12 protein-coding genes are annotated in these 12,100 nt (G+C 71.0%); 7 read left to right on the forward strand and 5 right to left on the reverse strand.

What is annotated here, in order from left to right:
- Positions 1 to 105 precede the first annotated feature (105 nt).
- From ABD705_RS09330 to ABD705_RS09345, 4 genes are all read left to right on the forward strand, one after another.
- Positions 106 to 1,335, forward strand: coding sequence for an MFS transporter (locus ABD705_RS09330; protein ID WP_344782832.1), 1,230 nt, complete (start codon positions 106 to 108; stop codon positions 1,333 to 1,335).
- Positions 1,336 to 1,402: 67 nt separating this feature from the next.
- Positions 1,403 to 3,214 carry a molybdopterin-dependent oxidoreductase gene (locus tag ABD705_RS09335; RefSeq protein WP_344782834.1) on the forward strand — a complete coding sequence of 604 codons (1,812 nt, stop codon included), beginning with the start codon at positions 1,403 to 1,405 and terminating at the stop codon, positions 3,212 to 3,214.
- A 28-nt stretch (positions 3,215 to 3,242) separates the two neighbouring features.
- Positions 3,243 to 4,367, forward strand: coding sequence for a GTP 3',8-cyclase MoaA (moaA, locus tag ABD705_RS09340; RefSeq protein WP_344782836.1), 1,125 nt, complete (start codon positions 3,243 to 3,245; stop codon positions 4,365 to 4,367).
- Positions 4,364 to 4,975 carry a GNAT family N-acetyltransferase gene (locus tag ABD705_RS09345; RefSeq protein ID WP_344782837.1) on the forward strand — a complete coding sequence of 204 codons (612 nt, stop codon included), beginning with the start codon at positions 4,364 to 4,366 and terminating at the stop codon, positions 4,973 to 4,975. The genes moaA and ABD705_RS09345 overlap by 4 nt, the downstream gene beginning before the upstream one ends.
- Here the strand turns inward: ABD705_RS09345 and ABD705_RS09350 are convergent.
- Positions 4,928 to 5,515 carry a GNAT family N-acetyltransferase gene (locus ABD705_RS09350; RefSeq protein WP_344782839.1) on the reverse strand — a complete coding sequence of 196 codons (588 nt, stop codon included), beginning with the start codon at positions 5,513 to 5,515 and terminating at the stop codon, positions 4,928 to 4,930. The two genes, ABD705_RS09345 and ABD705_RS09350, sit on opposite strands and share 48 nt — an antisense overlap.
- A gap of 114 nt (positions 5,516 to 5,629) precedes the next feature.
- Here ABD705_RS09350 and fdhD point away from each other — a divergent pair, with 114 nt between their 5' ends.
- Positions 5,630 to 6,553, forward strand: a complete 924-nt coding sequence (gene fdhD / locus ABD705_RS09355; RefSeq protein ID WP_344782841.1) for a formate dehydrogenase accessory sulfurtransferase FdhD — start codon at positions 5,630 to 5,632, stop codon at positions 6,551 to 6,553.
- Between the two features lie 19 nt (positions 6,554 to 6,572).
- Here fdhD and ABD705_RS09360 read toward each other — a convergent pair whose 3' ends face one another.
- Positions 6,573 to 7,178: a helix-turn-helix domain-containing protein gene (locus ABD705_RS09360; protein WP_344782843.1), complete on the reverse strand. Its 606-nt coding sequence runs from the start codon at positions 7,176 to 7,178 to the stop codon at positions 6,573 to 6,575.
- 70 nt (positions 7,179 to 7,248) lie between these two features.
- On the opposite strand from ABD705_RS09360, the gene ABD705_RS09365 reads away from it, so the two are divergent.
- Positions 7,249 to 8,700 carry an amidase gene (locus ABD705_RS09365; protein ID WP_344782845.1) on the forward strand — a complete coding sequence of 484 codons (1,452 nt, stop codon included), beginning with the start codon at positions 7,249 to 7,251 and terminating at the stop codon, positions 8,698 to 8,700.
- On the opposite strand, the gene ABD705_RS09370 is transcribed toward ABD705_RS09365, so the two are convergent.
- Complete coding sequence (locus ABD705_RS09370) at positions 8,651 to 9,919, reverse strand: molybdopterin molybdotransferase MoeA (RefSeq protein ID WP_344782847.1); 1,269 nt, start codon at positions 9,917 to 9,919, stop codon at positions 8,651 to 8,653. The genes ABD705_RS09365 and ABD705_RS09370 overlap by 50 nt on opposite strands.
- An 89-nt stretch (positions 9,920 to 10,008) precedes the next feature.
- On the opposite strand from ABD705_RS09370, the gene ABD705_RS09375 reads away from it, so the two are divergent.
- The gene (locus ABD705_RS09375; protein ID WP_344782848.1) at positions 10,009 to 10,254 is read left to right on the forward strand and encodes a MoaD/ThiS family protein; all 246 of its coding nucleotides are present in this window, start codon (positions 10,009 to 10,011) and stop codon (positions 10,252 to 10,254) included.
- Between the two features lie 7 nt (positions 10,255 to 10,261).
- Here ABD705_RS09375 and ABD705_RS09380 read toward each other — a convergent pair whose 3' ends face one another.
- Together ABD705_RS09380 and ABD705_RS09385 are read right to left on the reverse strand one after the other, a co-directional pair.
- Complete coding sequence (locus tag ABD705_RS09380; protein WP_344782850.1) at positions 10,262 to 10,669, reverse strand: molybdenum cofactor biosynthesis protein MoaE; 408 nt, start codon at positions 10,667 to 10,669, stop codon at positions 10,262 to 10,264.
- Positions 10,670 to 10,681: 12 nt separating this feature from the next.
- On the reverse strand, positions 10,682 to 11,872 hold the full coding sequence (locus ABD705_RS09385; protein WP_344782852.1) for a ThiF family adenylyltransferase: 1,191 nt from the start codon (positions 11,870 to 11,872) through the stop codon (positions 10,682 to 10,684).
- Between the last annotated feature and the right edge of the window lie 228 nt (positions 11,873 to 12,100).

Genomic DNA, 12,100 nt, shown 5'->3' on the forward strand with positions numbered 1-12,100 from the left:
TCCGCCCGCGGCGGGGCCCGATCGCGGTGCCGGAATAAACACGGCGAGGGGGTGGAATCGGCGCCGGAAAGCCCATTAGCGTTGTCGCCAGCGAGAGGAGCCGACATGGCTGAGGCGATGAAGACGGCGTCGGCGACGTCGGCGGTCCCCGACCTGCGCGGTGGGCTGGGCCAGGTGCTGCTGGCCACCGTCGCCTCGACGGTGGGGTTCTGGGCGTGGATGCTGATCGCGCCGCTGCAGAACATCTACACGACCACGATGGGCTTGAACCAGGGGCAGGTCTCGATACTGCTGGCCATGCCGGTGCTGGTCGGCGCCCTGGGCCGGATCGCGGTGGGGGCGCTGACCGACCGGTACGGCGGACGGCGGATGTTCACGCTGGTGCTGCTGGCCGGCGTGCCCCCGGTGCTGCTGGTGGCCCTGGCCGGCTCGATCGGCAGCTTTCCGCTGCTGCTGGTGGCTGCGTTCCTGCTGGGCATCCCCGGCACGATCTTCGCCGCCGGCGTGCCGTTCTCCAGCGCCTGGGTGGCACCGGGACGGCGCGGACTCGCCAATGGCGTGTTCGGCATGGGCATGATCGGCACCGCGGTCGCGGCCTTCTTCACCCCGCGACTGCTGCGTCTGATCGGCTACCTGCCCACTCATGGCGCCGTGGCCGGCCTGCTCGTGGTGGCGGCGGTGCTGGTCTGGTTGTTCATGCGCGACTCGCCGGCCTGGGCATCCAGTTCGCAGCCGCTGCTGCCGAAGATCGTGGGCACCCTGAAGCTCGCCGTCACCTGGCAGATGGCGTTCCTGTACGCGATCGTCTTCGGCGGGTTCGTGGCGTTCTCGACCTACCTGCCGAAGTACCTGATGACCATCTACCCGGACCAGGTGGAGCCGGTGGGCGCCGGTACCCGCACCGCGCTGTTCGCGCTGGCCGCGGTCATCGCCCGCCCCATCGGTGGAGTGCTCGCCGACCGATTCGGGCCCAAGGTGGTGTCGCTGGTCTCGTTGGCGGGCATCGTCGCGGCCGCCTACATCGTGGGTCAGGAGCCTCCGGAGGGCATCGTGACCGGGGTCACCTTCCTGCTGATGGCCTCGGCGATGGGGCTCGGCATGGGTGCCGTGTTCGCATGGGTCGGCCCATCCACACCCCCCGAGCGGGTGGGCGCCGTCAGCGGCATGGTCGCGGCGGCCGGGGGCCTGGGCGGCTACTTCCCGCCGCTGGTGATGGGCGCCACCTACCACCCCGACACCAACTCATACTGGCTGGGCCTGTGGCTGCTCGTGCTCGTGGGCGCCGGAGCGCTGGTGGTCGGCGGGATGCTGCGCGACGTGCGCATCAGGAAGTGAGCGCGGCCGCCGCGGTCATCTTGTGAAAACGTTGTGAGAACGACGATGCGCCCGCTATCGTGGGCGTGTGGACCTCACCTCCTCTGCCGGCGCAGACCCGGCCGGCCCTGATCCGCTGCCGACACCCGCGGACGCCGTGCTCACACCCGACTCCGTCCGTGCCTTCCGCACCCGCCTCAAGCAGCCCGAGGACACCATCGACCCGAGCACGTGGGCCGGATCCGTGCCCGACGTGCGCGGCACCGCACCGCACGTGCGCATCGGACACGACAAGTGGTTCAACCTGATGTGGCTGATCCCGCTCGGCTTCGCAGCCCTGGTCGTCGCTATCGCCGTGGCACAGGGGCTGCGCGAGATCCCGGCCGTGCAGGACTTCATGCGCACCTACCCGGGCACCGTCGAGCGGCCCGATTCGCAGCAGCTGGCGGGCTTTCCGGCCTGGGTGAGCTGGCAGCACTTCCTGAACCTGTTCTTCATGATCTTCATCATCCGCTCGGGCGTGCAGATCCTCACCGACCACCCGCGGCTGTACTGGACGCGGCACTCGACGCCCGGTTCGGAATGGTTCCGGTTCCAGAAGCCGGTGCCGGATGACCCGCTGTGGACGGCCAAGCAGGACTCGGTCAACGTGCCCGGCTGGATCGGCCTGCCCGGGCTGCGCCACTCGATCGGCCTGGCCCGGTGGTGGCACCTGGGCGTGGACACGCTGTGGCTGCTCAACGGCATCGTCTTCGTCATCCTGCTGTTCGTGACCGGGCACTGGACCCGGCTGGTGCCGACCAGCTGGGACGTGTTCCCGAACGCGCTGTCGGTCGCGATCCAGTACGCGTCGCTGAACTGGCCGCTCGAGCACGGCTGGTACGCCTACAACAGCCTGCAGCTGCTGGCGTACTTCATCACGGTCTTCATCGCGGCGCCGCTCGCGCTGATCACGGGCCTGGGCATGTCGCCGGCGCTGTCCACGCGCATGCGCTGGGTCAGCTCGCGGTTCAGCATCCAGGTCGCCCGGTCGCTGCACTTCCTCGTGCTGTGCTGGTTCCTGATGTTCATCGTGATCCACGTGACGCTGGTGTTCACGACCGGGGCGCTGGCGAACCTGAACCACATGTACGCGAACCGCAACGACCAGACCTGGGTCGGCTTCTGGATCTTCGCCGCGTCGATGGTGGTCGTCATCGTCGGCTGGGTGGGCGCCTCGCCGCTGACCATCCGCAAGCCGCGGCTGATCCAGCGCGTCGGCTTCGCCCTGATCGGCCCGGCTCAGCGCCTGTTCGAGCACGTGGACGCCCGGCCCGGCCAGTACACCGAGAAGGACATCTCGCCATACCTGTGGCACAACGGCAAGTACCCCGAGACCGACGAGTACCGCGAACTGTTCGACAACGACTTCCGCGACTACCGGCTGCACATCGGCGGGCTGGTCGAGAGCCCGGTCGAGCTGAGCATGACCGAGGTGCGGGCGCTGCCCTACCACGAGCAGATCACGCAGCACTTCTGCATCCAGGGCTGGTCGGGCGTGGCCAAGTGGGGCGGCGTGTCGATGACCGAGATCCTGAACACCGTGCAGCCCAAGCCCGAGGCCAAGTGGGCGGTGTTCTACTCGCTCGGCGACGGGCCCGACGGCGGTCTGTACTACGACGCGCATCCCCTCGAGCAGATGCGCTCGGAGCTGGCGATGCTCGCCTACGACATGAACGGCGAACCGCTGTCCTACGGCCATGGGGCGCCACTGCGTCTGCGCAATGAAGTGCAGCTGGGCTTCAAGATGGTCAAGTGGATTCGAGGAATCGAGTTCGTAGCGGACTTCGCCGACCTCGGCGGCGGCTACGGTGGGTACAACCAGGACCACGAGTTCTTCGGCTATCGGCAGTCGATCTGAGGGTTCTGGCAGTGAGGAGCAGTGCGCAGTGAGCACGCTATTCGACGAGGCAGCGCAGCCGTCGCTCGGGCCGATCCGCCGCACCGGCGCACGTGCGGCGGGTGCCGGAGTAGCTGCGACCCCCGGCCATGCGACCCAGGACACCCGGGGCCGCGAGCTGCGCGACATGCGCATCTCAGTGACCGATCGCTGCAACTTCCGCTGCGTGTACTGCATGCCCAAGGAGATCTTCGGGCGGGACTACGTGTTCCTGCCCAAGGATCAGCTGCTCAGCTTCGAGGAGATCGTGCGGGTCGTGCAGGCGGGCATCGCCCACGGCGTGCACAAGGTGCGGCTGACCGGCGGTGAGCCGCTGCTGCGCAAGGGCATCGAAGACCTGGTGCGGATGCTGGCAGAGCTGCGCACCACCGAGGGCACCAAGCCCGACATCGCGCTGACCACGAACGGGTCGGCGCTGGCGCACCTGGCGCCGGCGCTGAAAGAGGCGGGCCTGGATCGCGTCACGGTGTCGCTGGATTCGCTGGACGATGAGGTGTTCCGCAGCATGAACGACATCGACTTCCCGGTGCAGCGCGTGCTCGACGGCATCCATGCGGCCGCCGATGCGGGTCTGCGGATCAAGGTCAACACGGTCGTCAAGCGCGGCATGAACGAGGGCGACATCGTCGACATCGCCGGCCACTTCAAAGGCACCGGCGTGATCGTGCGGTTCATCGAGTTCATGGACGTGGGCACCACCAACGGGTGGGAGATGCGGGATGTCGTGCCCTCGGCCGAGGTGCTCGAGAAGATCGCCGCGGTCTACCCGCTGCAGGCGGTGCCGCCGCAGTACGCGGCCGAGACCGCCAAGCGCTGGCAGTACGTCGACGGCACCGGCGAGGTCGGGGTCATCTCCAGCGTCACGCAGCCGTTCTGCGGGGCGTGCACGCGCGGCCGGATCTCGGCCGACGGCAAGCTGTTCACGTGCCTGTTCGCCGATCACGGTCACGACCTGCGCGGCATGCTGCGGGACGGGTGCACCGATGCCGAACTGGAAGGCATGATCGGGCGACTGTGGTCGGTGCGCGATGATCACTACTCCGAGATCCGCGGCGCCGCCACGGCGGCGCTGCGCACCTCGTCGCGCATCGAGATGTCGTACATCGGCGGATGACACCGCGGCGCATCCGGCCGTTCCGCTCCGGTGACGAGGCCGCGATCGGCGAGATCTGCGTGCGCACCGCGGCATCCGGCAGCGATGCGACCGGCGTGCTCGCCGATGACGATCTGTGGCCCGCCGTGTACGCCTGGCCCTACGTGCGCAGGCATCCGGACACCGCCTTCGTGGTCGAGGCCGACGACGGCGCCGTGGCCGGATACATCATCAGCGCGCCGGACACCGACGCGTTCGAGCGCTGGTTCGCCGACCGGTGGTGGCCGCAGTTCGCCGCGCGCTGGCCCAGGCCGGCGTCCGCGCAGACCGAACAGGACCTGCTGCTGCAGTCGGCGTATGAGCGCGGGGTGGCACCGAGCCCGTTCCAGGCGCTGGGGTACCCCGCGCACCTGCACATCGACCTGCTGCCACAGTTGCAGGGCCAGGGGTGTGGCCGCCGCTTGATCGAGACCCTGGCAGGGCGGCTGACGGAGCTGGGCGTTGCCGGCGTGCATCTGACGGCGGTCGCCGACAACGCCGGCGCCGTTGCGTTCTATCCGCGCGTCGGCTTCGTGCCGCTGTCATCCGAGCCGGGCGGTCGGTCGTTCGGGATGCGCCTGCCGCGGTAGCGTCAGGTCCCGCACGCGGCGACGCTCGCGCAGCGGCGGAATCGCCGCAGTGCCGATGATGCGGTAGTCGTCTTTGACCGCGCCGTCCGGGCGCCACCCGTGGCGCTGGTAGAACGAGGCCGCGCGTTCGTTGCCCTCCAGCACCCACAGCGACGCGGTGCGGTAGCCGGCCTCGCGCAGCGCCGTCTCGGCGGCACCGATCAGGGCGTGGCCGACACCGGTGGACCAGTGCTCGGGCACCGCATACAGCGCATAGAGCTCGCCGCGGGCCGCCGCGCCACGGTCATCGTCCAGACACGGACCGGTCGCCGCCCAGCCGACCGGCTCGCCGTCGGCGAGGGCCAGCAGCTGCGCTGTGCGCGGATCGGCGTTGCGACGCCGCCAGTTGCGCGCCCGCAGCTCGGCCTCCCGGCCGGTGTCCAGGCGCTCCAGCAGCACATCGGGGATCAGCCCGGGGTAGGCCACGCGCCACGAGCACACCCGGATCCGGGCGATCGTCGCGGCATCCGCCACGCTCGCCCGCCGCACGGTGATCACCATGCCTGAACGCTACGCAGTGCGCGCCGCCGGCGCGACCTGCGACGCTCCCGCCCACGGGTGCTCGGAGGCGAGTACGGTGGAGACGCAACGTGGCAGACACGGTCGGAGGATGCAATGGGTCGGATCACCGCGCGCACACAGGTCGTCCGCATCACCGTCGGCGGTGGCGGCGACGATGAGGATGCCGTCTCCCGTCGCGGCGACGTGCTGGCCGTCGAGGAGCCGCTCGAGATCCGCGTGGGCGGCTCGCCGTTCACGGTCACGATGCGCACTCCCGGCCATGACGTCGAGCTGGCCGCGGGATTCCTCGTGTCCGAGGGCGTGATCACCCACGGCGACCAGTTCGCCTCGGCGATCCACTGCGGCGGACCGGGCACCGGCGGGCAGATCCTCCAGACCGGCCAGCGGCCGGGACTGTCGCTGATGTCGTCACCCGGCGAAGGCAACACCTACAACGTGCTGGACGTGACGCTGGCACCGGGCACGCCGCCGCCGGATCTGGCGCGGGCGCGCCGCTCCTACACGACCAGCGCCTGCGGCGTGTGCGGGGCGGCCTCGATCGACCAGGTCGCCACGACCTCGGCGTTCGACGTCGCCGCCGATCCGATGGTCGTCGACGCGGCGCTGCTGACCCGACTGCCCGACCTGCTGCGCGCGCAGCAGGAGGTCTTCCAGAAGACCGGCGGGCTGCACGCGGCCGCGCTGTGCGATGCCGAGACCGGTGCACCGCTGGTCGTGCGCGAAGACGTCGGCCGTCACAACGCGGTCGACAAGGTGATCGGCTGGGCGGTCCTGAACGGCCGCCTGCCGCTGGCCGGAACGGTGCTTCAGGTCTCGGGCCGAGCGAGCTTCGAACTCGTGCAGAAGGCCGTGATGGCCGGCATCCCGATGCTGTCGGCCGTGTCGGCGCCGTCGTCGCTGGCCGTGGAGCTGGCCGTCTCGTCGGGTCTCACGCTGGTCGGCTTCGTGCGCGGCGCATCGATGAACGTCTACGCGCACCCGGAGCGGGTGCGCGCGGCGGTGCACGAGCGGGTCTGAGCGGCGCGCGTCGCCGCGGCTACGTCAGCGTCAGCTGCACGTGGCACTGCGCCGGATCGCAGGTCGGCAGCAGTCCCTCGACCTCGAGCGGGCCGCCCGCTTCGGTGAGCACGCCGCGCATCAGCCCGACGTGCACGGCGCACAGCGCGTCGCGATGCTCGGGGTGCTCGCGCGTGTGCTCGCAAGGGCTCAGATCCACTGTCAGCGCGGCCGGGTCGACGACCGGTTCGAAACCGGCCTCCTGCAGATCCTCCAGCAGGGCGTCCAGCTGATGGTGGGCGGCTTCCGGCAGCGCGGGGGTATCGGTCCACGGCATCATCCGGCGCATCAGGTCGCCGCGCTCGGCGGCGGCGCGCACCTTGCGCTGCGCGACCGGGCTGGACGGGGCATCCGCCCCGCTGACCGCGCTGTAGCGCATCCGCGGTCGTCCGCGGGTGGTGCGCGGTTCGGGTCGGGGCACGACATAGCCGGATTCGATCAGCCGCTGCAGGTGCTCGCGGACGGTGTTCTCATGCAGCCCGGTGGCCTCGACCAGCTCCACGAGCAGCCGATCGGGTCGCTCCAGCAGAAGGTGGAGGATCTGCACGCGAGAGTAACTCGAGATCGCGCTGTAACCGGGCGCCATGCGTCCATTATCACGTGCTGCGACGGGGTGTGGGGCCGCGTCCGGCGCCGGTGTGGTGGGATGGATGCTGATGAGCACTGACCCAGCGCACGGCGACGACCGCCTGCCGGGCGCATTCGAACTGGGCGCGCGGGTGCGCGCCGGCGAGACCACGGCCGCTGCGGTGCTGGATGCGCACCTGGCGCGCATCGCCGCACGCAACCCGGAGTTGAATGCGCTGACCGTCGTCTTCGCCGACCGCGCGCGGGCGCTCGCCGACGCCGTGGACCGTCGGGTGGCGGCCGGGGAGGACCCCGGTCCGCTGGCCGGGGTGCCCATCTCGGTCAAGGAGAACATCGACCTGTCGTGGTCGGCCACGACGGAGGGGTGGCGCGGTCAGGCCGACGCGGTGCCTGCGCGCGATGCGACCGTCGTCGAGCGGATGCTGGCCGCCGGCGCGATTGTGGTCGGGCGCGGCAACATGCCCGACTTCGGCATGCGGTGGGACACTGACAACGACCTGTTCGGCCGCACCCTCAACCCGTGGAACCGGCGGCGCACGACGTTCGGCTCCAGCGGCGGCGACGCAGTGTCCGTGGCGACGGGCATGAGCGCCATCGGCCTGGGCAACGACTTCGGCGGATCGATCCGGCTGCCCGCATCCGCACTGGGCATCTGCGGGCTGCGCCCGTCGGCGGGGCGCGTGCCGCGGGCGCGGGTGCGCGAGCAGCCCGTCGCCCTGACCCTGCAGCGGTTCTCCGTCAACGGCCTGCTGGCACGCAGCGTCGCCGACCTCGACGGCGCGCTGCGCCTGGTGGCGGGATGGGACGTCGGCGACCCGGTCTCGGCGGACCTTCCCGCGCTGCACGCGTATGCGGGCCCGAAGCGCGTCGCCGTGACGCGGGATCCGCTGGGTGGGGGTGTGGATCCGGATGTCGGCGCAGGCGTCGACCGCGCCGCGGCCGCCCTGCGTGCGGCGGGGTGGCAGATCGAGCAGATCGAGCCGCCGTTCATCGACGAAGCCGCCGTGCTGTGGCGGCGCCTGGCCTGCACCGACATGCTCTGGAGCCTCGACCCGGCGACGCTGCCGGAGCCGCTGGGACGAGCGGCGACGCGGTTTCTGCGCGACAGCACGGCGGCGGCCCAGCCCTACCGCACCGCGGCGGACTATGGGCGCGCGTGGGCGCGTCGCGCCGTGATCGAGGCGGCGTGGCGGGGCTTCCAGCAGGAGTTCCCGCTCGTGCTGGGCCCGGTGTTCACCGGCGCGATCCCCGAACCCGAGTTCGACCTCGGCGGCCCCGACGAAGCCGACGCCGCCCTGCGCGGTCTGCGGCTGGTGGTCACGGTGAACTTCCTCGGCCTGCCGGCCGTCGCGGTGCCGACCGGCGTCGGCGGCGACGGCATGCCCACCGCTGTGCAGCTGATCGGTCCGGCGCATGGCGAGACGGCGGCGTTGGCCGCGGCCCGTGACGTCGAGGCGGCCCTGGGTCGGGTCAGTCCGCCGGTGCCGGCTCGGTCACGTGCGGCTCGGTCACGACGCTGACCGCCACCTGATCACCGGCCTGCACCTCGGTCACGTCTTCGGGGACGATGGCGATGGCGTTGGCCCCGGCCAGGCTCGCCACCAGGTGCGAACCCGAACCGCCCCGTGCGGCGGGGCGCACCCGCAGACGCCCGTCGGCGGCGCGCACCGCGACCACCGGCATGAAGTGCGCGCGCCCCGCGGGGCTGCGCCAGCCCTGATCGGCGATGCCCTCCAGCACCGGCCGGGACAGCGCCGTGCGCCCCTGCAGCAGGCGCAGCGCCGGGGCCACGAACGTCTCGAACGAGACGAACACGCTGACCGGATTGCCCGGCAGGGTGAACACCGGGGTGCCGTCGAGCCAGCGGCCGAACCCCTGCGGCTTGCCGGGCTGCATCCGCACCGGCCCGAAGCACATCGTGGGCAGGGGGGACAGCAGCGCCTTGACCACGTCGTAGGCGCCGACGCTGACGCCCCCGGAGGTCACGATCGCATCGACCGTGCCGGCGACCTGCTCGAACGCCGCGCGCAGCCGGTCCTCGTCGTCGGGGACGGTGGCGATCCGCACCGGGTCGGCGCCGAGCTCGGCCACCGCCGCGGCCAGCAGCCACGAGTTCGAGTCGTGGATCTGCCCGCGCGCGAGCGACCCGCCGGCGGTGACCAGTTCGCTGCCGGTGGAGATCACCGCGACGCGCAGCCGCGGGTGCACCGGCAGCTCGCTGTGCCCCACGGCGGCCGCGGCCGCGATGTCGCGTGAGGTGAGCACCCGGCCGGCCGTCAGTGCGATATCGCCGACCTGCACATCCGACCCCACCAGGCGCACGTTGCGCCGCTGCGCGGGTGCGCTGCGGATCGTCACCGACGTCAGTCCCGCATCGGTCAGCTCCACCGGCACGACGCAGTCCGCGGCATCCGGCATCGCCGCGCCCGTCATGATCCGGGCGGCCTGCCCGGGTGCCAGGTCGGGGTCGTCGGGCGACCCGGCCGGCAGATCGGCCACCACCTGCAGCACGACCGGGTGCTGCGCGCTGGCGGCGGCGACATCGGCGAGATGGACGGCATAGCCGTCCATCGCGGAGTTGTCGAAGCCGGGCACGGCCACCCGTGCCGCGACGTCCTCCGCCAGCACGAGCCCGAGCGCGTCGGCGAGGGGCACCGGGCGGGGCGGCTGCGGGGTGAGGTCGGCGAGGATCCGCGACAGATGCTCGGCGACCGAGATGCTGTCAGCTGCGTCGGCCATGTTCCGCACTCTACCGTGCGCCCGGCGGCCGCCCCGCGGCCGGGGTGTCGTATATTGGCGGTGACGACCCGAAGGCAGGTGCGCACGAGATGAACGTCACGGTACGGTACTTCGCGGCCGCCGCCGAGGCCGCCGGCACCGAGCAAGAGCAGCTCAGTGTCTCGGGCGAGCCGACGCTGGCATCCTTGAAAGCGCTGCTGGCCGCGCGCTACGGCGAGCCGATGCAGAAGGTGATGGATGCCGGCTCGTTCCTGGTCGACCAGGTCGTGCGCCGCGATCCGCAGACCGCCCTGTCGGACCGCGTCGACGTGCTGCCGCCGTTCGCCGGCGGCTAGCCGCGTCTTACAGGCCGACCCATTCCGAGACGCCGTCCGGGAAGTACTGGCGCTTCCAGATCGGGATGTTCCGCTTGATCTTCTCGACCAGCTCTTCGCAGGCGTCGAACGCCTCTTTGCGGTGGGACGCCGCGACGGCCGCGTACAGCGCGACGTCGCCGATCTGCAGGGGTCCGATCCGATGCGCGGCGATCACCGGCAGACCGGTCGACGCGGACACGTCGCGGCAGCACTGCTCGATGACCTGCTGCGCCGTCGGGTGGGCCTCGTAGTCCAGCGACCGGATGTCGCGGCCGTGGTCGTGGTTGCGGACGATGCCGCAGAACTCGACCAGGGCGCCCGCCGATTCTGAGACCACACCGGCGCGCAGCGTTACAATGTCGATGACGTCTGACGTCACAATGGGACCGGGCATATGTCGAGTATCTCAGTATCGCGCGAGCGAAGTGTCAGCCAGGCGCGCGTAGGCGTCGATACCGCCTTCCAGCCACTGCACGCCGGTGATTCCGCCCGCGCGCAGGATCTCGGCGGCCCGTCGCGACCGGCTGTCGAAGTGGCAGTACACGACCACCGGCACCTCGCTGCGCAGCTGCTCGATCTCGTCGGCGACGGTGCCCAGCGGAATGAGCGTCGCGCCGTCGATGCGGGCGATCTGCGCCTCGAACGGCTCGCGCACGTCCACCAGCTGCAGCGGCGCACCGGCGGCCAGCAGGGCCGCCAGCTCGGGCGCGTCGATCGAATCGCGCGCCACCTTCGGCGCCGTGTCCTGCCCGCAGAACAGCTCGTAGTCGATCAGCTCGGTGATCGGCGCGGCGTCGGGGCTGCGCCGGTAGCCCAGCTCACGGAATCGTCCGGTCCGCGCGTCGTATGTGGTCACCCGGCCGATCAGCGGCTCGCCGATGCCGGTGATGAGCTTGACCGCCTCGGTCGACATGATCGCCCCGATCGTCGCACACACACCCGGCAGCACTCCGCCCACCGAGCAGGAGAGCACCTCGCCCGGCGCCGGCGGAGTGGGGAACAGGTCGCGATAGTTCGGGCCGTATGCGGCATACGCGACGCTGGCTTGTCCGCTGTAGCGCAGGATCGCGCCCCAGACCAGCGGCAGGCCGGCCAGCGCCGCCGCGTCATTGGTGAGGTAGCGGGTCGCGAAGTTGTCGCTGCCGTCCATGATCAGGTCGTAGCCGGCGAACAGATCGAGCGCGTTGGACGAATCGAGCCGCACCTCGTGCCTGCGCACCGTGATCTCCGGATCGATCTCGGCGATCGTGTCGGCGAGCGAGGCGACCTTGCTGCGGCCGAGGTCGTGGATGCCGTGACTGACCTGGCGGTGCAGATTGGACAGCTCGACGACGTCGGTGTCGATGATGCCGATCGTGCCGACGCCGGCGCCGGCAAGGTATGGGATGCTCGCGCTGCCCAGGCCGCCCGCGCCGACCACCAGCACGCGGGCGCCGGCCAGCCGGCGCTGCGCGTCGGCGGTGAAACCGGGCAGCAGGAGCTGCCGGCCGTACCGCGCCAGGCGTTGGGGGGCAAGCTCCGGGCCCACCGCCACCACGGCGGGCGGACGGCCCGGTTCGGCGGCGTTTTCGGCGGGTCCGGCGGGTGTGGAAGACATCGTGCCGTCAGCCTACTGCGCCCCGGAATCATCCGTCCGAGTGCGGAGCGTTGCTTGCCAACCTGCGAGATTCCTGATAGGTCTTGACCCGTGGGCAGTCCAACGACTCGACGACGAGTCTCCCGCCTGAGGGCCGGTGACCGCTCACCTGTGCGATGGGACTCGCCTGTGCAGCTCAGATACCGCCGGGCGGTGGCATCCCACCCCCGCCGAACCCACGCACTCGAC

Source organism: Microbacterium kribbense (assembly GCF_039537285.1).
In the GTDB taxonomy this organism is placed as follows: domain Bacteria; phylum Actinomycetota; class Actinomycetes; order Actinomycetales; family Microbacteriaceae; genus Microbacterium; species Microbacterium kribbense.

Coding starts and splice junctions, on each gene's coding strand:
- ABD705_RS09330 (WP_344782832.1), top strand. CDS start 106: ATGGCTGAGGCGATGAAGACGGCGTCGGCGACGTCGGCGGTCCCCGAC.
- ABD705_RS09345 (WP_344782837.1), top strand. CDS start 4,364: ATGACACCGCGGCGCATCCGGCCGTTCCGCTCCGGTGACGAGGCCGCG.
- ABD705_RS09350 (WP_344782839.1), bottom strand. CDS start 5,515: ATGGTGATCACCGTGCGGCGGGCGAGCGTGGCGGATGCCGCGACGATC.
- fdhD (WP_344782841.1), top strand. CDS start 5,630: ATGGGTCGGATCACCGCGCGCACACAGGTCGTCCGCATCACCGTCGGC.
- ABD705_RS09360 (WP_344782843.1), bottom strand. CDS start 7,178: ATGGCGCCCGGTTACAGCGCGATCTCGAGTTACTCTCGCGTGCAGATC.
- ABD705_RS09365 (WP_344782845.1), top strand. CDS start 7,249: ATGAGCACTGACCCAGCGCACGGCGACGACCGCCTGCCGGGCGCATTC.
- ABD705_RS09370 (WP_344782847.1), bottom strand. CDS start 9,919: ATGGCCGACGCAGCTGACAGCATCTCGGTCGCCGAGCATCTGTCGCGG.
- ABD705_RS09375 (WP_344782848.1), top strand. CDS start 10,009: ATGAACGTCACGGTACGGTACTTCGCGGCCGCCGCCGAGGCCGCCGGC.
- ABD705_RS09380 (WP_344782850.1), bottom strand. CDS start 10,669: ATGCCCGGTCCCATTGTGACGTCAGACGTCATCGACATTGTAACGCTG.
- ABD705_RS09385 (WP_344782852.1), bottom strand. CDS start 11,872: ATGTCTTCCACACCCGCCGGACCCGCCGAAAACGCCGCCGAACCGGGC.